The organism is Terrimonas sp. (assembly GCF_003075435.1).
In the GTDB taxonomy this organism is placed as follows: Bacteria; Bacteroidota; Bacteroidia; order Chitinophagales; family Chitinophagaceae; genus Agriterribacter.
Map to the genome: position 1 here is coordinate 36,401 of NZ_QCZJ01000008.1, position 19,695 is coordinate 56,095.

The following is a 19,695-nucleotide window of genomic DNA, read 5'->3' on the forward strand; positions in this document are numbered from 1 at the left end:
CCTAAACAATTTTAGCCTGGAGCAGCCTCTTGCAGACACCAAATAATAGCATAACTTCTTTTTATATACAAAGATTCTCTCAACAGGCAGGCGTTATAAAAGGGGCGGTTTCCCTGAATTTCTAAAGGATAATTAGTACTTTGCTTTTTAAGCCAGGCTTAATAGCAACACAGGCGCCGGGTTCAAAAATTAATTTCTTCTATATTGTTTTTGATTTCCATCTTCCACTTTTAATATACAACCAGGAAAAAGTAAACATGATGATCCAGTACAGCCATTCAGATGCCCAACCCCAGGTAATCGGCATATTGAATTTTTCAAGTACCAGCCAGGTATAAATAGTATATGCCGTTATGGCAATAAATTCTATAGAAAGATTGATGAGGGTATTTCCTGTTCCGGTAACAGCGTTGAGCCATACTGTAGAAAACGACATAATAATCAATGCCGTTGATACTACGCGCAATACCGGGATGGCAGACTGTATAAAAACTTCATCTCTTCCATAAATGGATAAAAACAGTTCGGGAAACAGGTTGAGGAAAATGCAGATGAGGATAGCGAGTCCGGTACTGATATGCACTATTTTATTGATAAGCGGAATAACTTTTTCTTTTAATCCCTGCCCTATAATATTGCTTACCATGGTATTGCTGGTTGCAGCAAAAGCCCAGGTAAATACGCCGAAGAAACCGAAAATATTACGCATGGTATTGGAGATGGCAAGATCTCTTTGCCCATGATGCTCTATCAGGATGTAAAAAAATTCCCAGCTGATTATACTGATGGCGTATTGCAGAATAAGTGGTGATGCCTGTACCAATATCAGTTTGGCGGAAGGCTTATCAATATGAAAGTGATTGTACAGGTGAAATGTTTTGTGAAATTTTTTTGCATGGATTACGGCGAATACTACAAACATTCCGAGGAACTCCGCAATGATTGATGCAATAGCTGCCCCGTTAAAACCAAGCACCGGAAATCCCCAATGCCCGTAAATAAGTGTGTAATCAAGAAAGATATTAGATACAGCTTCAGCAAGCGTGCCTATAATAAGGTAGCGGCTGTTATTAGTGCCAACCAGTAAGGCATTTCTCATCTGGTAGAGGTATAGGAACGGAAGTCCCCATATCCTGATGCGCAAAAATTCAATGCACATTTCATAGGTTTCCTGCGAATGAATGGTATGACGGAATATAACCGGTGCTAAAAAGTAAGTAATAGCGATGCCCATTGCCGCAATACCCAGCGCAATAAATATACCCTGTGAGAAAATTTTACCTATATCATTAATCCTGTTTTCGCCTGCACGCCGCGAAATGAGTGCCTGCAATGCATTGTTCAATCCAAACCCTATACCTCCGAATATCAGGTAAAACACTCCTGTTATACCGGCGGCTCCCAGCTCTTTTTCGCCAAGGCCTGAGAGAAATATATTGTTGGTAATAAAATTAATCTGGGGTACAAGCAGGGATGCGGAAATGGGTAAGGCAATGGTAATGATCTGGCTGTAAGAAAGAGAAACTCTGAGATCAATATTATTGGAAGCTGTAGCCATAAGCAGGCGACAAACCTAAATAAAAAAACAGGTAATTGAATTAAGAGGATCTGTTTAGTCGTAAAATTTATCAATTTATCTTAATCTGTACCGTATGGGCAAGATAACATTAGATAGTTACGGCAGGGTGATAAAAGATGAATATATATGGGCTAATGAGACGGATCCTCCTACATAAAAAAAGCTGGTCAATATGAATTGACCAGCTTTCAGAACTTTCACTAATCATAGAAAGAACGCTTGAATTCAAGCGTTCTTTAAAAGCCAGCATACACATTTAAAATCTAATACTGCCATTGCGTAAAAACCTGAAATGATCCTCATACTGTGTCTGTTCATTTTTACTGTATTGTATACCATGTATAACTTTCCGGCTCAAGCGCAAATGTAAATTCGGCTTCATGTTTCCCGTTAAGCTGCACTGCCTGTTTTTGCTTCCCTTCTTTACTTAGTGTAGCCGTTTGCTTAAGTCCGGTATAATACAGTGGCAGTTGAATAGTGCGGGTAATTTTTTCTTTTAAAGGATTGTATAACATGATCAGCCCCTTGGTGGGCAGCTGAGGATTTACGTGCATAATGCCATCCCAATCTCTTCCATCGGCACGCCTCAGGTGTATAATATCAGCATTAAGAATATCCCTGTACTTTTTATACCAGCTTACTACATTGATAACCGTTTGTTTGGTGGCATCCGTATCATACAATCTCGGGCCGCGATAACAAGCCTGTACGCCTGCACCATAGTATTGCATCATCAGTTGTTCGTAGTCTTTTAAATGATCATGTAATGGTTCAAGTATAGCATCCGGCCCGCCGCCCTGGTATTTGGTAAGCGGTACAAATCCCCAGCTCATTGATGGCGTTTTCTCCCATAAGCCATCATAGATATTCTGGCGGTTCAATATTTTTTGATTTTCTCTCGGCAAAGAAAAATTCACTTCCCGGTAGCCGATCGCTATTTTGTGTGTGCCATCCAAAAAATACCAGTCAGGGGCATTGATGTATACAGCTCTTTCGTTCAGCCACCGGTATAATTCTTTTTGTATTTCCATTTGCCGCCATTGACTGTCATCTAAACCTTTATGCCCGGGGTGTGTTGTTGATGCGCAAACGTCTCCCGGATAAGGGCCATCATTCTCCCATATATTAAAACCGGTTTTAGTAAAAAATAGTTTGATCTTGTCCCGGTATGCCAATCCCCATTTGCTGCCAAAGCAGGGCGCATTACCAAAAAAAGCGCCGCCCGGCTTACCGGTTTTGGGGTCAATTACATCTGTTTCGTCATCTATACGCCGGCTGCTGAATAAGGAATATCCGCCTATCTTAATGTTTTTGCTATGCGCATAATCTGCCAGTTTTTTCCATTTTGCAAGATTAGCTGCTGAAGAATCTTCCATATTCAAATGGCTGCCAAAACTCAGTATCAGCGCTTCATAGCCTGTAGCAGCACATTGATCAATGGCGGTATATACTTCATCATCATTTTTGCTTACCAGATGCATGAATACCGGATTTTCGGTTACCCACGGTGCTGTTATGCGATACATTTTTCTTATTGCCAATCCCCTTCTTTCCCTGTCGTAACTATCCATTAAAAGTTCGTGCGTGCGAACAGAATTAAATGTTTCTCCCGGCTGCAGCTCAATACCCGGAGCTTTTTCCGGGTATATTTCCAGCAGGCAGGGCGTTTGGTAATTGTAGTTTACCTGCGAGGTATATGTACTGTCGGTTTTCCAATGCGTGGTTTGATCACTGATATCGTAACGCATCGCATTGTTAAAAGCATAATTGGTTTCTACATATATACCATGTTGCTTTTTCATTTCTTCCGGCGAGCCCACTACAGCGCTTTCTTCCTCTACCGTGGCTAGAATCTCATTCACCACACGGTTTATTTTAAGTGCGGTTACTCCGTTGTTTTTTATGCTTAGCCATTTTACTATTAAAGGAGCGTTATCATATATTTCGTAGTTAATGATAACGGTTAAGCCGGCTAATTCAGGCAATGTATTATTGTAGATAAAGCTCAGCATTTTACCATCGCCCTTTTGTGTATGAGTTGCCCACCATTTTCCGGGTTTCCAGTTAACGTATTGCGGAATATTGTCCACGCTATATTCTTTTAAATAGAAGCCGGATTGATTTGCAGTAAGCTGCGGCAGCCATTCCGGTAAAAAATAGGCCTGTTCTTTTTGTCCGTATAACCCGCCAACATTATAATCCCTGTCATTGATGGTTATTCGGGCTTCAGCTTTTACGGCACGCAGCAATTGCTGCCCGTTGATCATATTCTGATAATCATAGCACGCAACATCAGGTGTTAACCTGAATATACGTTTTACCAGGCCATTGTATAAAATGATGTCTTTTTTGTCTGCACTTATCCATGCCCCTGCTTTTTGCAAAACGGGAGATATGAGCCAGTCGGTAGTTAATTTCTTTTCATTGGCTTTTTGCCAGACCGGTAAGTTTTGTTGTGCCCTCAGCCCGCCGATAACAACATACAAAAATGAAATCAGCAGTATCCGTTTTTTTGTCATAAAATGCATTGAGTTAGATGGGTTGTATTTTTTTCCGTAATTATTATTCGTTCAATATTGCCCTGGCTTCATCAACCATTTGTTGCGCAGGAATAGTTTTCAATTTTTGAATATCAAACTGTTTTAAAGCCGCTTCTAATTTGCTTAAAGCAACCACATTGCCCAGCCTGGTATATTCATCACGTAAAATCCTTATTTTTTCAAAATCCTGTATGCCTTCAATTAATTTTTCAAAACGTATCGAAGTTTTCGGCCCGGGATAAACCTGGTAGGTATCTCCTGCCGGCCAGGCTTTAAAACGGGAATCGGTTAATGGGTTTACCACCCAACTATTGTATGCCCATCTTAAATAACCTGTAAAACCTTTAGCAGCCGCATACCAGCCAATCCAAACATGCTCTGCAGGAGGCGAAAAGGTAAAGCCATTAGGATAGTTTTCCGTACAGCAGGTATAATATGTACTCGGCTTCCCTTCGGTAATACGCTTTTTTAACACCGCATCAGGAAAAGTAAGGTTAGATGCGATGCAATAGTCGTAAATGTATTTTTCTATTTGCGGATGATAATTGCCGGCAAGCGCGATCTTCCAGTTTTTATCAATGGTTTTAAGTATGCTTATAACCATCTGCATTGATTTCATAGGGCGTTCATCCATCGCGATGGAGGTAATGTCAAACCAGCCTTTTGCTTTAAGGTGTTGTGTAAAATCTCTCAGCATATTCGTCCAGTGCAGGTTATATTCCGCTGTGCCTATTTCGGTTTTTAATACAGTGTCTTTACCGGAAGCTTCATCAAAATAACTGAATGACAGTGCCCAGGGTACCATGCTGTAACAATTGATGCGCTGTTTGATGCCACAGTCCATTACAAAAGCAATGTATTTATCAAATACCGTATAGTCATATCTCCATGAGCCGTCTTTTTGTTTTATCCATCGTATGAGGCTGGGAAAATCATCGTAGGTTTGATGACCCCAGGGTTCATTCATAATGCTTGCTGTAATGCATTTTTGTCCTGCATTTGCAAGCATGGTATAATAAGACCGCATATACTCAAAATGTTTATCACTCCATAACTCAACATTGTGTACACGGGCAATTGCCGCAGGATGTTGCCAGAGGTCAAGATCAAATTTCCATTCAGCGGGTGGGGGTAATACGCGATCTTTTACAAGAATATTATAGTTCAGTGTATATGATTTTCCTGCATTGATTTTTATGGAACCGGAATATTTACCAGGCTCTGCATCAGCAGGCACAGCTACTGTTAACCAAAGCGGCCGAACATTTTTAGCGTTTAATGCAATTTGAGCAACGGTGTCTATCGCATCTGCAATGATAGATGAATCAAAGTCCTGTGGCTTACGGTAGCCGCAGCCACCTGCAAATTCATCTGTAATAACATAGCGAACAAAGCCTGCCTGTATATTGCCGGCGGGTATAGCTTTGTTTTTGCCATTCTTTAATTCGGTTAATGTATAAGTGATGCCGGAAATATCCTGCTTTGTCCATACCAGTATTTGTGTATGTACTTTTTCACCCCTCCATGCGGCGGATGTCCATGTTTTTTGTAGTTGTAATTGTGGCATTACATCTTTGGCATAACGCTGATTACTGCTGGCAAAGCTTACCTCGGTGTTGCTGGTCATTTTTGCCCAGCTTTCTGCAGCCTGAGGCGATGGAATAAAAGGCTCTTCAAATGCTGCAGCGGCAGGTTGGCTGTTTTGCGCTGAGACCGTGGTATACAGGCAGACGGCGAAAATGCTCAGTATCTTTTTCATCAGTATATCAGTTTCTGTTGGTGCTAAAACTACAGGTTTTACCCCGAATATCTCCCGGCAAACGATTGCATTATTTGTTTTATACAAATCAATTATGTTTTACCTTCATGCCATGAGTGAAAAAGTACCTACCATAAAGGAGATTGCCAGAAAACTGAATATTTCTATTTCCACTGTTTCAAGGGCATTGCACGATCACCCCAGCATTGGGTTAAGAACAAAGATGCAGGTGCAGAAGCTTGCTGCTGAAATGAATTATGAGCCTAACCAAACCGCTATACAATTCAAGCAGGGTAAAACCTTTACGATTGGACTTATATTGCCCAACCTGATGGAAGAATATTTTTCGCTGGCGATTAACGGGGTAGAAGAACTTGCTTTTAAAAATAACTATAATGTGCTGATAGGACAAAGTCATGACGACCTGGAGCGTGAGAAAAAGATTGTTGAAACCATGCGCAAGCATCGTGTTGACGGGCTGCTGGTTTCTATCTCAAAGCAAACCGGCTCTATTGAACATTTTGAGCAACTCGATAAATATAAAATACCGGTTGTTTTTTTTGATCGTGTGCCCAATGTGCCGGATATTCATTCTGTATGGTGCAGCCTGTATTACAGTACTATTGATGCCGTTGAACTGTTGTTTAAAAAAGGGCATCAGCGGATTGGCTTTATACAAGGTCCTTTGTCACTCAATATTAAGAATGAAAGATTAGACGGATATATTGAAGCGCATAAACGGAATAAAATCACTTTGCAGGAATCGCTGATAGCCACTACCGATCTGTCTAAAGAATCGACCACGCAGGCACTGGAAAAGTTATTAAGTCTGAAGAATAAACCTACCGCAATACTGGCTTTTAACGACACTGTTGCTTTGGATACTATTCAGTATGCGAAGAAGAAGAAAATGAAGATCAATAAAGACATCAGCGTGGTTAGTTACGCCAATTGGCCTATTACAACCTATCTTGATTATCCGCCGATAGCATCTGTTGAACAGTTTCCATATGAACAGGGAGCCAGGGCAACAGAACTCTTATTCAAACTGCTTAATACAAAATCAGACCAAACCATTCCTTACGAAAACGTGGTTTTAAAAAGCGAGTTGATCATACATTAGGCATATAGCAGGAATAGTAAGGCGCAGTAGAGCATTAGGGGAGTGGTGAGAAAGAAAAATATGTTTTTAGCTGCATTTTCAATATTTTTATTGAAATAGTAATCCTGTATCATTTGTTTTAATCCCGCTTAGTTAAACCTGTTATTGTTTCAACCATTAAATATTGCTTTGCTTCTATGAGGTTTCGCCTTGTTATTATAGCTGCTTTTAAGGAAAGCGTTATTCCCATTAATTACCAGTATCCTTTAAGCGCGGCCATTTACAAAATTATTGAGCGGGCAGACAGCATGTATGCACAGTTTCTGCATAATACCGGTTACCGGCAGAGCGGCTCGCTCAAATCATTTAAGCTGTTTACCTTTTCAGATATAAAAGTGCCTTTTAGCATTAATGGCGACCGTCTTTGCCTGCACTCACCGAAGGTTGAAGTGCAGGTATGCTTTCACCTGCCGCAGGCGGCAGAAAATTTTATCAGGGGTATATTCATAAAGCAGCAACTTGATATTGCGGATAAAAAAAGTAAGGTCCGGTTCGAAATTCAATCTGTGGAATCGCTGCAGGATCCGTTGCAGGTATACAAACCGAAGGAATTGATCAGTATTATACTCAAACCATTGTCTCCCGTTGTGGCAGGTTTGCCTGATGAAAAAGGGAATTATGTTTTTTTAGAACCCGGGGACACCCGGTTTACTGAAAGTTTAGTATACAACTGGCGCAGTAAAATATCTGCCTGTTATGATGCTGTAACCGGCGATGGAGCATTACTGATGATGGAAGTAGTTGCAATAAAAGAGCCTTTCAAATCTAGACTAATTTGGATCAAGGCTGATACACCTGCAATGACAAAAATACGTGGCTGGCTGAATTTTGAATTAAAGGTTACTGCGGAAAGGAGATTTGTGGAGCTGTTGATGAATAGTGGAGTTGGAGTGTATAATAGTATGGGGTGCGGGTGCATGGAGGTGGTTCCCTGAAGGTGATCATCAATTAGGCAATCTCTGCAGTTGCATATTGCCTGGCTGCTATTTTACCATCCGCTACCGGTAAATTACTGCAGGTATGTAATAGCCATATTCTTATATTTGTAGCACACCGAATAACCACCAATTATGGAAAAAACAATACACCAGAAACATTAAGCGCTTTAGAGAAATGATGGGCATCAAGCAGGAAACACTCGCATTGGAGCTGGGCGATGACTGGAACCAGAGAAAGATTTCGCTGCTGGAGCAAAAAGAAGTGATTGAACCTGGTTTACTGGAGCAGGTTGCCAGGGTGTTGAAAGTATCAACTGATGCCATTAAAAATTTTGATGAGGAGAAAGCCGTAAATATTATTTCTAATACTTTTCACGACGAAGCTGTAGCATATGCAGAGCAATACAAATGCAATTTCAATCCTTTAGATAAGTGGGCTGAAGAAATTGCAGAGAACAGAAAACTATATGAGCGCTTACTACAAGCGGAAAAAGAAAAGATGGAATTGCTTCAAAAGCTTTTAGATAAGCACGCATAAAATATTTTGATTACACTTTGTAATTATAAAAATCAGTATATTTAATACTGATTTATCAGTCAACCCTGATCCATTCTATCTTCAGACAAGCCTTGCAATAACCCGCATAGTTGGTTATTAATTATTATTATTATTATTTGTTTTCTGAGGTTGCATTTCAAAATGGCAATAGTTTGCCTGGTTTGAGTTACAGCGGACAGAAAAAATTCTTTTAAATAATGCGTTTCAATATAACCCTTATAGCCCTGCAACTGGCAGCCAGTATTCCAGTCGCTTTGGCTGATGATGATTGCGCCTCTTTATTATACGATCAATACTATAGGCAGAAAGGCAGCTTAAAATCCTTTAAATCTTTTATCTTCTCAGATATACACACCCCTATTAAAATTGTCGATGACAAGCAATATTTATTAACACAGCATGCAGAACTGAAGGTATGTTTCCATCTGCCACAAGCTGCAGGAAATTTTATTAAGGAATTATTCATGCTTAAGTAATTTGAAATTAAATCCGTTGCATAGAAAGAAGTGCAAAAAATGGTCATAAGTGCACATTGGGGTGTGCAGAAAAGACAAAAGTATTACACAATTAAATATGAAGGAGTTTTTCAAAAAGCAGCTCGGTTATTATCCTTACGATTATCAATTAAAAGTAATGGAGGTTTTATTGGCTGGTAGAAATATAATCTTGTCAGTGCCAACTGGAGCAGGCAAAACCTGGGCATCTATTATGCCATTTTTGTATGCTAAGGAAAATACAAACATTCCTTTCCCCAGAAAAATGATATACAGCTTGCCGCTAAGAACTTTGGCGAATTCTATATGTGAGGATGTATCAAAAATAGTTAAAGGCACTTCTATTCAAACGGGTGAATATTCGGAAGACAGATTTTTTGAAAGTGATATTATATTTTCTACCATTGACCAGACTTTGAGCAATTTTTTATGTTTTCCCCTACCGCTCTCTCAAAGGCAAGCTAATGTCAATGCCGGAGCTTTAATCGGTAGCTATTTAGTTTTCGATGAGTTTCATTTGTTGGACGAGAAGTTATCGATGGCTACCACAATCGGCATGTTGAAGATGTTGGAAAATTTAAGCCGGTGCTGTATTATGACCGCAACGCTCAGTGATGGATTCATGCAACTGCTCAAAGAGAACCTAAGCAATTATGAGATAATTACGCTTGATGATTTTCCGGAGGATAAAATAAAAATAGGTTCATTAAAACCTGAAGTGAACAAGAAAGCAATTACCGTCTCTCAGGGAAAGCTATCTGCTAAAAGCATTCTTCAGTCGCATAAGAAAAAGTCAATTGCTATTTGCAATAGGGTGGAAAAAGCACAAGAGGTATATAATCAGTTAATAGAAGAACAGAAACAAAGTTCAGATAACAGAATTAAAAATACTAAAATCATTTGTTTGCATTCCCGCTTTTTCGACAAGGACAGAAAACAAAAAGAGGCACTCTTAAAAGAACTGTTTGGAAAAGACGCTAACGATGAATCTGCCATTCTAATATCTACACAGGTTATTGAAGCAGGTATGGATATTTCCTGCGAGGTTTTGCACACGGAAATTTCTCCTATCAGTTCCTTCTTGCAAAGAGCGGGCAGGTGTGCGAGATTTATTAACCAAACAGGCCTGATATATATCTATGATGTTTTGGAAATTGAGGAGAAAGAAAAACTAACTATTGAACCTGAAGACAAGGAAGATAAAGACGAAATCAGAAAACTTAACAATCAATATTTACCTTACAAGGCTGATGTTTGCAAAAAAACATTTGATGAATTACAGAAATACGCTACACTTGACGGCGACATTCCCAAACTGTTGATTGAAGAAATACTGGGTGACGAAAAGGAAATGCTTACCGGAATGACAACCGGTCAAGATGGCGGCTTTAATCAATCTAAAATAAAACAAAGCTGGGAAAGCTGTACAAAGAACAATTACAGAAATACCATAAGAGATATTCAAAGTGTTGAAATCACACTCATTACTGATGAAATGATTGATGATGTGGTCAAATCTCCCTATCGTTATCAATCCCTCGGAATGTACAAATGGAGTATGGTAGGTTGGCTGAATAAAATCTATAACTCTGAGGATTTTGATGAAGATGATTGGTTGGTTAGAAAATTGGAAGAGTCAAACTTTTTTGATAATGATGAAGGGATAAGCTATACGCTTGCTAAAATTACGGATTTTAATAGTTTGCCTAATCAGATATATGTAAATGCAAAATATTTTGGCTATCACGCTGATTTTGGTTTTAATTGGCAATACCGAAGTAGTTTTAAGAGCATTTCGCCCGAACGAGAATGGAAAGAAAAAGAAGATGAATTTAAACCTCTCCAAAAGGATACTTTTTATCAACACAATATTGGTTTAATGGGCGTGTTGGAAAAAGAGTTTCTAAGAAAAGACAAAAGCAACCTGGATTTTATATTTAAAGAAATAGCTACTTATATAGATGAACCTTCTTTAACCAAAGAAGATTTTATCTGGTTAATTCAACTGATGATAATTCTGCACGATTACGGGAAGCTAAATGAAAGCTGGCAAAAACCGATGCAAAAGTATCAAGCCCTAAAAGAAAATCTTCGTGATGTTTACCACAACGAAGTTTTGGGACATACAGACTATAATGACAAAGATGAACAGGATAAAGCATTAGCCAAACAGGCATTGTTATTTACACGACCTGCCCATGCGGGGGTTGGAGCTTATGCCATGCAGGAAATTATAAGTGATTTGTATGATAATGACTATTTGAAAAGCGGCATTTCCCTGGCGATTTCCCGGCATCATAGCCCATTATCTCTGAGTTATCCAAAATTTGATATTTCAGATAAAAATTACTCAGCAATAAAAGTGCTTTTAAAGAAATTTGGTTTTGACACTATTGATTTACCAAAATTGAATAGGATTGAGAAGATTATTGGCGGACACCAATTTGATGATTGGGAAAAAGAACATTTAGTATATCTTTTTTTTGTCCGGATTCTTAGGCTTTGCGACCAAAAAGCAACTGAAAATTTAAGTTTATACTATAAAGAATTTGATAATGTACAGTAATTTTTACATAAATAAACAGTCCGGCACTTATTCCGAAACATTAGAAGCTTACGGATTAGGAAATCTGTTGTATGAAATTTTACATAGAAATAATGTTAGCGGCATTAAGATTACCATTGAAGATTTGGGTTATCAACATCTAATAAAGACGAATAAGCCCATTACCGAAGCATATATTGACAACCTGCCTTTTTTTCAAATCTTTAAATTCATTAAGAAAGAAGTAAATCAATCAATGCCTACAGGTATTGCGGAATACTTTGACTATCCTGCAAATAAAGCTATACAGGATGATTACAAAGCTAAATTCGCTCAAATTGAAAAGCTAAAATCAGAAGGAGAAAAGAAAGCTGCCAAAAAAGCGCTAAATGAAGAAAAATTATCAGAGTTTGGGAAAAGCATGGACCCGGAGTTTGATGTTTATCGAGAGGCTCAAGGAAATATAAATTACCCTAATTTTCTTTCCTTATTCAGTAATTATTTTGATAATAAATTAAATTTTAAAGAGCTAATTAGGTTAATTATTGTCAACTATTCTGACTCCAACTTTCTATTTGAAAAAATAAAGAAGTTGATTCCAGATAGTTCATCAACTTTCAGCGACTTTATAAAACCCGTTCAGCTATATAATCCAAATCAAGGAAAAGGGAATAATAAAATCAAAGCAAATGGATTTGATTTTTCAAAAGCTACTATTCAATCTAATTGGATTTCAGAATCAATGAAAATATCCGGTGCATTGTCGTATATGGTATGTCAGTATGTAAAAGTTGGTTCCTCCTATGATATGAAGATTTATGTACCTGAATTTAATCAAGTAAGCCTAAAAGGAGCGAGGGATGTTTTAACAGACTTTAAAAAGTACTTAAAAAGTACTTCGCCTATTAAATTAGATATTTTGAATATCCTTGACTTTACAGCTAAGTTTATCAAATATTCCGAGGAGTATAATGGTAAGGTCAATAAAACGCTGAAAGGATTTCATTCTGTTTATCAAAAGGATTTAGGACAAAATAAAGCAGTTGCCAATATTGCATTTATCAACACTCCTGACTTTGTAGAATATAATAATCAAGAAGAAGCACTTGAATGGATAGAGATTTTAGAACAACAGCGAAACCTGATTTCGAATATCAAAGAACTGGGAGATTCCATGCAGGGGTTACAAGCCTATCGAAATTTCTTGGGAAGTATAGGCAATATGGCGTTGGATTATTTTAGTCATTTTTCCTACTGGTATGGTAACTATTTAATGCAACAACTTACAAAAGGAAACAAGTTTGTCAGGACTTTTAAAATTGAACACTTAAATAAATTTTATCAAAATATGAGTACACAAGAATTGAATCTCACTGAGATTATCAAAAACGACGGTTTTGAGGCGGTTGCTAAAGCTATTCGTAAGAGTACAGTGTCTTTGCAGTACACCCCAAAAGATCAACGGAAATTTGAAATCCGTTATGGCTTGGCACAGCAACTTCAAAACAAAGCAAAGTCAAAAGAAGATTTAGCCACATTTATCGGGGAGTTTATTGGAACCTATAATGCCGAAACTGCCCGAAATGCGGAAAAGAATGGCGGAAAGCCTTCAAGAGCTAATGTAAAAGATGAGGAATTAATACAGTTTTATTCGCTTTTGGATAAAAATCCGCCCCGTCTGATCGGAGCATTATTGTCATCTTATGGCTTTGCCTTAAACAAAAAAGAGGCACCTGAAAGTGAAGTTCAGGATGATGAAAACAACCAGGAAGAAAACTAATTTTTAAATTCAAAAAACAAATAAAATGTCAAGCGATACTAAAAAAATAATAGCATCTATCTCTATCAGTGGAGAAATTACATTAAACCTGCATTCTTTAAATAATGAAGGCGGGGAAGGAAATCAAATTATCACACGCCAGGTAACGATTGTAGATAAAGAAGGGCAAACGCATACCGTCAATGCCATTTCTGGCGATATGTTTAAGCATATTCATGCGGTACACCTGGCTCAGATTGCTAAAGAGCAGGGTTTGCCATTAAGTAAATATGCCGAAGCATTAAATCCCAATCGTATTTCGACAGAAGAATTAAAAACATATACAAAGAATGATATTTCAAAAAGTACTGGAACTTCTGCCGATGTGGTTTCAGCTTTAATTGATTTATGTACAGTTTGTGATACACACGGTATATTGATAACCGATAAAGTGGGCGAAAATAAAAACAGTTCAAATACGCCGAGGAAATCTACCATAGAATTTGGCTGGACAGTCGGCATTCCGGGCAAAACAAATACCGAAAGCTATCTGCATACAAAATTGGTAGCAGATGCTTCCGGTGTTAGAGGAGAAAGCAGTAATGAAGGACAAAATATTTTTCACAGACCAGCCAATCATGGAGTATATGCTTTTGTATGCAGCATTGATGTTTATAGAATAGGTTTTAATGATATCAATAGACATTATCCTGATGGTGTGGATAGAGTCAAACGCTATAAAGCTGTAATCCAAAGTCTTTTAAGTTCTTTTATCAATCCTAAAGGAGCTATGACAAGCACCCAGAAACCTCATATCACAGATTTTAAAGGTGTAGTAGCAACTTCAAGCAAATTAACTCCGGCTCCTACAATTAGTGCTATTAATGAAGATTATAGAAGTGAAATAGAAAAGATAGCTGCAAGTATAAATAAGATTGAAAGCAATGCAATTGCAGTAAAAGAATTTAATGGTTTGGGAGAATTGTCTGAAATTCTATCGGAACTGATAAATGCAGAGCCTTATAAAATTTAATAACTATGAGGTTTTCAGTAAAATATCTACCTACTACATTGTTCTCATTAAAAGATAGTAATGCTACCAACTCAGGAGCTAAGTCACTGTTTCTGCCGTCACCCTATGCCATAAAGATGGCTGTATTGAATCAGGCTATAACCGTTGGTGGAGATTTGGAACAATTGGAAGAAAAGAAAAGTAAAGTTTTTGGGTTTATAAGAGATGCCAAAATCAGTTATTACATACAAGATAATAGTTTTTTTAGTGTCAATAATTCGTTTGTTAAGATTCTTAAGCCCGCCCGGGATGGAGGTGGATTTGGACAAACGGTAGCTTTTAGAGAATATCTTTTCTTATCACATGCGTTAGAAATTATTTTTGATATAGACTCTGATGAGCAAAAAGAGTATCTGAAAAAATACCTGCACAAGATTAATTATTTTGGCAAAAAGGGGTGTTTCTTTCAGTTTGTGACATACAATGATAATCCGAATGAACCCAATGTAACTGATTTTGATGCTAAACGGCTCTTACCCGGTGTTTTGCAGGAGTATGACGACTTTGACAGCAAATGTTCATTTGATAGAGTAAATAATTTTTCATCAGCAACTACTAAAAGAGGCAAAAGGGTTATGTTAATTCCGGTTCAAAAAGCGAATAGTTCGAAATCTTACAGTATTTATAGGAAATAAATTCCGACTAAGGTGTGAAATAAAATACAAGATGATTAATATTCTATAAATGCAAATCACCGGTACACATATCGTCTACCTGCACACCTGCCACCGGAAGCTCTGGCTCTTTGCCAGTGGTATTCTGAGAAGTGGCATTCTTAAAGTATTTATTTTTCCATGAAAATCGTATATTTAATATTCATTTTACATGGTAAATATGGAGTTAAAAAGAAACATATACAATGATTTTCAGGAATATATGAAAATATTCCCTGCTACGGGCATTATTGGCCCCAGACAGGTGGGTAAAACCACTTTTGCCAAACAAATGGCCAAAGGCAATAACAATCTGTACCTCGATTTGGAAACCACTGCCGACAGGGAAAAACTTTCCGATCCCCTATTCTTCCTGTCGCAGTTTACCGACCGCTGTGTAATACTGGACGAAATACAGTTTATGCCCGAAATGTTTGCAGCGTTAAGAGGAATAATAGATGCCGACAGGCGGCCGGGCAGGTTTATTCTGCTGGGGTCTGCCTCGCCGGATATTATGCGCAATAGTGCCGATACGCTGGCAGGTCGTATTGGTTATCTGGAGCTAACGCCATTCACCCTGGCAGAAGTGGATGATATGCAAACATTGTGGCTGAGGGGTGGTTTCCCACTTTCTTATCTTGCCGCTACGGATCGTGCAAGTGCTTTGTGGCGACGTAATTTTATTGCAACATATATACAGCGGGATCTGGGACTGCTTGGCCTGCAAACGGATGTGCAAATAATGGATCGCTTCTGGCGGATGTTGGCCAGTATGCAGGGGAATCTGCTGAATGCCACAGACCTGGGGAGGTCACTGGATATTAGCCGTCCCACTGTAATGCGGTATATTGATTTTTTAGAAGGAGCGTTTATGCTTAGGGTATTGCGACCCTGGTTTTCCAACATCAACAAGCGGTTGGTAAAGTCGCCCAAAATTTATATTCGCGACACCGGGTTGCTACACAGTCTACTTGGGCTTGCTACTACCGAAGCATTGCTGAACCATATACAGTTGGGCGCCTCGTGGGAAGGTTTTGTGATAGAACAAATTGCCGGTAACCTGAAAGAAGATGTACAGGTATATTTTTATCGTACCCAGCAGGGGGCGGAATGCGATCTGTTGCTCGAAAAAAACGGGCAGGTTGTAGCGGCCATCGAAATAAAACACGGCCATCATCCTGCAGTAGGCAAAGGTTTTCGTATTTCAATGGAAGATACCCGGGCAAAACATGGGTATATCATTGGTAATGGAGCGGATACTTTTAAAGCAGATGAGGGAGTTACCATTACCAATCTCCCCTATTTTCTAACAACCATTTTACCGGAATTATAATGCAAATCACCGGTACACATATCGCCTACCTGCACACTTGTAACCGCAAGCTGTGGTTATTTGCCAATGGCATCCAGATGGAACACACATCGGAAACGGTAGCTGAAGGAAAACTAATTGCCGAAACTACTTATACCGACAGGGCAAGGAAGTATACGGAATTGTCTGTAGAGGGCATTAAGATAGATTTTTACGATGCAAAAAACAAGGTAGTCCACGAGGTAAAAAAATCTGACAAGGTAGAGCATGCACATATGGCACAGGTGAAATACTACCTGTATGTGTTACAAAAAAATGGCATCGAAAACCCGGAAGCGATTATCGAATATCCCAAATTGAAGCAGACGGAAATGATTGAATGGAATGATGATATTATAAATGAAGCGCAGGAATGGGAACACGCTGTTGCCGGCATTGCAGGGGCTGAAATTTGCCCGCCATTGGTAAAGAAAAACATTTGTAAGAGTTGCAGCTATTATGAATTGTGTTATGTGGGGGAAGATTAATCTGGAAAATGTCTGAACAGGGATTTATGTGATGATGGGATGTAATGGATATATTTTGAAATTGATACCAGGTTGATTTTTCAGGACACCTATTTTTGTCTGGCATCCCAAAACCTAAATGTCCACTAAATCTTTACGCTGATAATAAATAAAAAACAACCATGAAATACGCTGACCTTACAAAAACATAATAGGCTGTGCTTTTAAAGTACATAATACATTAGGTAATGGATTTCAGGAAGTAATTTATCAACGGGCTTTGGAAATAGAAATGCGGAAGAACCACCTGACCTTTTCACGGGAGTTTGAGATGCCGATTTATTATGATAGCATACATATTGGTACAAGAAGAGTAGATTTTTTAATAGCAAACATTATAAGTGTGGAGCTAAAAGCAATTATCAAACTGGAAGACGTTCACCTGGCTCAGGCATTAAATTACCTTGAAGCGTATAACTTGGAAATAGGATTACTGATAAATTTTGGCGCCAGAAGCCTGGAGTATAAGAGACTGACCAATAAAAAACATCCGGATTATCCATCATCCCTACAATCTATTAATCCCCATCATCCCCGTCCAGACAAATGAAAAAGACATACTATCTCTTCAACCCCGGACGCATGAGCCGCAAAGACAATACCCTTAAATTTACACCGGCAGATGAGGAGGGTAATGAATTACCACCAAAATATATTCCCGTGGAGGGCGTGAGCGACCTGTATTGTTTTGGTGCTTTGGATGCCAACAGCGCTTTGTATAATTTTTTAGGTAAGGAGCAGATAGCTGTTCACTTCTTTGACTATTATGAACATTATACCGGCAGCTTTATGCCTAAAGATTATCTGCTGGCCGGAAAAATGCAGATAGAACAGACAAAGCAATATAGCCATGCCGGCAAGCGGATGATCGTTGCGAGGAAATTCGTGGAAGGCGCCGCATTTAATATATTGAAAAACCTGCGCTATTATCAATCGCGTGGAAAGGACTTGCAGACCTGCATTGAAACAATTGAGCATTTCAGCAATAGCATTGCGGGTTGCAACGATGTTGATACGCTGATGGGCGTAGAGGGAAATATCAGGCAGACCTATTATGATGCCTTTGATATTATACTGAACGATTTTGCTATGGATGGTCGCAGTAAACAACCGCCAAAGAATGAAGTGAACGCCCTGGTGTCTTTTGGTAATATGATGTGTTATACCTTATGCCTGGGACAGATATATCATACACAGCTTAATCCCACCATTAGTTTCTTACATGAGCCCGGCTATCGCAGGTATTCATTAGCGTTAGATTTAGCAGAAATATTTAAGCCTATTCTGGTAGACAGAACGATTTTTAAAGTCCTCAACAAAAAAGAAATTCAGGCAAAAGATTTTGATGTGCAGGTAAACAGTGTAATGCTGAAAGATGGTGCCCGCAAAACATTTGTGAGAGCATTTGAAGAAAGACTGAATGAAACCATTAAACACCGATCATTAAACAGGAGTGTGAGCTATAAACACCTGGTGAAATTAGAATGCTATAAGCTGACCAAGCATATTTTGAACATGGAAGAATATAAACCTTTTAAAGCATGGTGGTGACGGGAATTTGAGATTTGAGATTTTAATTTTATAATCAGATGATGTAAAATATTGCAGATGTATATAATCCTGGTATATGATATAGGAGAAAAGCGGGTAGGTAAAATGCTTAAATTGTGCAGGCAGTACCTCAACTGGATACAAAATAGTGTATTTGAAGGAGATATTACTGAAGTGAAGCTGAAAGAATTACAGTATAAAGCGAAAGAGATAATGAATACAGAAGAGGATAGTATGATTGTTTTTAAAAGCCGTGATGCCAAATGGCTGGAAAAAGAAATTGTTGGTAAGGAGAAAAACGAACTGAATACATTTTTATAGTCGTCGGTGACGGTAAAAATTAACGCAAAAAGGTCTTTGACATATTGGTAAAATTCGTATAACCTATGCCATGTAAAAGTTTTAATAGGTTGTCGATGCCTAAGGTGAATCATACTATCAGGCATCGACAATTTTTTTTGATCAAAATCAGTATTTTTGAGATCATAAAGCCTTGATAATAGGCTCTTTTTAGTCGTCGAAGAGGCGACTTTTAATCGAACCAAGTGGAATTGAAATGCGAATAATGATAATTTCTCCCTATTAGATAATGACATCTTTTAATCGAACCAAGTGGAATTGAAATTCCGTTTAAATGACGAATGCAAAAACGGGCACCAACTTTTAATCGAACCAAGTGGAATTGAAATCTACAAAAAAAGGAACGTTTAACAATGTTGTATAGCTTTTAATCGAACCAAGTGGAATTGAAATCACTGTATTATGATGAAGATTAATAGAACTACCATATACTTTTAATCGAACCAAGTGGAATTGAAATCAGGTGAAATCTTACATTGATTCAGAAAGAAACGCTGCTTTTAATCGAACCAAGTGGAATTGAAATTGAACATTAAACTAATTGAAAAACAGGGTAATAATTCTTTTAATCGAACCAAGTGGAATTGAAATCTCCGTCAGAACTTTATGACTGTTTGGTCAATGGCTTTTAATCGAACCAAGTGGAATTGAAATGTGACGGTGATGTTGTTTATTACGGCGATTCCGGCACTTTTAATCGAACCAAGTGGAATTGAAATATACGTACTTCACCACAGTCACAGGCAACGAGGTTCTTTTAATCGAACCAAGTGGAATTGAAATACCCAAAGAAATCTTCTATCAGGATTAGGCTTGCGTTCTTTTAATCGAACCAAGTGGAATTGA

16 protein-coding genes and 1 CRISPR repeat array (1 of these 17 running past the window's edge) are annotated in these 19,695 nt (G+C 38.4%); of the genes, 13 read left to right on the forward strand and 3 right to left on the reverse strand.

All coding sequences use genetic code 11. The features are described from left to right. Positions 1–199: 199 nt before the first annotated feature. From DC498_RS10605 to DC498_RS10615, 3 genes are all read right to left on the reverse strand, one after another. Positions 200–1,558: an MATE family efflux transporter gene (locus DC498_RS10605; RefSeq protein ID WP_116874131.1), complete on the reverse strand. Its 1,359-nt coding sequence runs from the start codon at positions 1,556–1,558 to the stop codon at positions 200–202. A gap of 341 nt (positions 1,559–1,899) precedes the next feature. Continuing rightward, positions 1,900–4,098 carry an alpha-galactosidase gene (locus tag DC498_RS10610; RefSeq protein WP_116874132.1) on the reverse strand — a complete coding sequence of 733 codons (2,199 nt, stop codon included), beginning with the start codon at positions 4,096–4,098 and terminating at the stop codon, positions 1,900–1,902. A gap of 43 nt (positions 4,099–4,141) precedes the next feature. Then, on the reverse strand, positions 4,142–5,878 hold the full coding sequence (locus DC498_RS10615) for a DUF4091 domain-containing protein (protein WP_240627960.1): 1,737 nt from the start codon (positions 5,876–5,878) through the stop codon (positions 4,142–4,144). Between DC498_RS10615 and DC498_RS10620 the strand changes: the two genes are divergently transcribed. The 13 genes from DC498_RS10620 (at position 5,859) to cas2 (ending at position 18,810) form a co-directional block, all read left to right on the forward strand. After that, the gene (locus DC498_RS10620; RefSeq protein WP_240627962.1) at positions 5,859–7,001 is read left to right on the forward strand and encodes a LacI family DNA-binding transcriptional regulator; all 1,143 of its coding nucleotides are present in this window, start codon (positions 5,859–5,861) and stop codon (positions 6,999–7,001) included. The genes DC498_RS10615 and DC498_RS10620 overlap by 20 nt on opposite strands. Before the next feature lie 176 nt (positions 7,002–7,177). Then, positions 7,178–7,975: a CRISPR-associated endoribonuclease Cas6 gene (cas6, locus tag DC498_RS10625; protein WP_116874133.1), complete on the forward strand. Its 798-nt coding sequence runs from the start codon at positions 7,178–7,180 to the stop codon at positions 7,973–7,975. 178 nt (positions 7,976–8,153) lie between these two features. Continuing rightward, on the forward strand, positions 8,154–8,516 hold the full coding sequence (locus tag DC498_RS10630) for an XRE family transcriptional regulator (protein WP_116874134.1): 363 nt from the start codon (positions 8,154–8,156) through the stop codon (positions 8,514–8,516). Between the two features lie 218 nt (positions 8,517–8,734). Then, positions 8,735–9,013 carry a hypothetical protein gene (locus DC498_RS10635; RefSeq protein WP_116874135.1) on the forward strand — a complete coding sequence of 93 codons (279 nt, stop codon included), beginning with the start codon at positions 8,735–8,737 and terminating at the stop codon, positions 9,011–9,013. A gap of 97 nt (positions 9,014–9,110) precedes the next feature. Beyond that, positions 9,111–11,597 (forward strand): CRISPR-associated helicase Cas3', encoded by a 2,487-nt coding sequence (gene cas3, locus DC498_RS10640; protein ID WP_116874136.1) that lies wholly within the window; start codon positions 9,111–9,113, stop codon positions 11,595–11,597. Next, a complete protein-coding gene (locus DC498_RS10645; RefSeq protein WP_116874137.1) occupies positions 11,587–13,356 on the forward strand; it encodes a hypothetical protein in 1,770 nt (589 codons plus the stop codon). Before cas3 ends, DC498_RS10645 begins: the two co-directional genes overlap by 11 nt. A 25-nt stretch (positions 13,357–13,381) precedes the next feature. Further along, a complete protein-coding gene (locus DC498_RS10650) occupies positions 13,382–14,368 on the forward strand; it encodes a DevR family CRISPR-associated autoregulator (RefSeq protein WP_116874138.1) in 987 nt (328 codons plus the stop codon). A 5-nt stretch (positions 14,369–14,373) separates the two neighbouring features. Then, positions 14,374–15,042, forward strand: a complete 669-nt coding sequence (locus DC498_RS10655; protein WP_116874139.1) for a hypothetical protein — start codon at positions 14,374–14,376, stop codon at positions 15,040–15,042. 199 nt (positions 15,043–15,241) lie between these two features. After that, positions 15,242–16,393, forward strand: coding sequence for an ATP-binding protein (locus DC498_RS10665; protein ID WP_116874268.1), 1,152 nt, complete (start codon positions 15,242–15,244; stop codon positions 16,391–16,393). After that, positions 16,393–16,899, forward strand: coding sequence for a CRISPR-associated protein Cas4 (locus DC498_RS10670; protein ID WP_116874140.1), 507 nt, complete (start codon positions 16,393–16,395; stop codon positions 16,897–16,899). Before DC498_RS10665 ends, DC498_RS10670 begins: the two co-directional genes overlap by 1 nt. A gap of 190 nt (positions 16,900–17,089) precedes the next feature. Beyond that, a complete protein-coding gene (locus tag DC498_RS10675) occupies positions 17,090–17,488 on the forward strand; it encodes a GxxExxY protein (protein WP_240627972.1) in 399 nt (132 codons plus the stop codon). Next, the gene (cas1b, locus tag DC498_RS10680; protein ID WP_116874142.1) at positions 17,485–18,489 is read left to right on the forward strand and encodes a type I-B CRISPR-associated endonuclease Cas1b; all 1,005 of its coding nucleotides are present in this window, start codon (positions 17,485–17,487) and stop codon (positions 18,487–18,489) included. The genes DC498_RS10675 and cas1b overlap by 4 nt, the downstream gene beginning before the upstream one ends. A 57-nt stretch (positions 18,490–18,546) precedes the next feature. Continuing rightward, complete coding sequence (gene cas2, locus DC498_RS10685; protein WP_116874143.1) at positions 18,547–18,810, forward strand: CRISPR-associated endonuclease Cas2; 264 nt, start codon at positions 18,547–18,549, stop codon at positions 18,808–18,810. 208 nt (positions 18,811–19,018) lie between these two features. Beyond that, positions 19,019–19,695: direct repeats of the CRISPR family, unit length 29 nt; unit sequence CTTTTAATCGAACCAAGTGGAATTGAAAT; it runs 1,554 nt beyond the window's last position.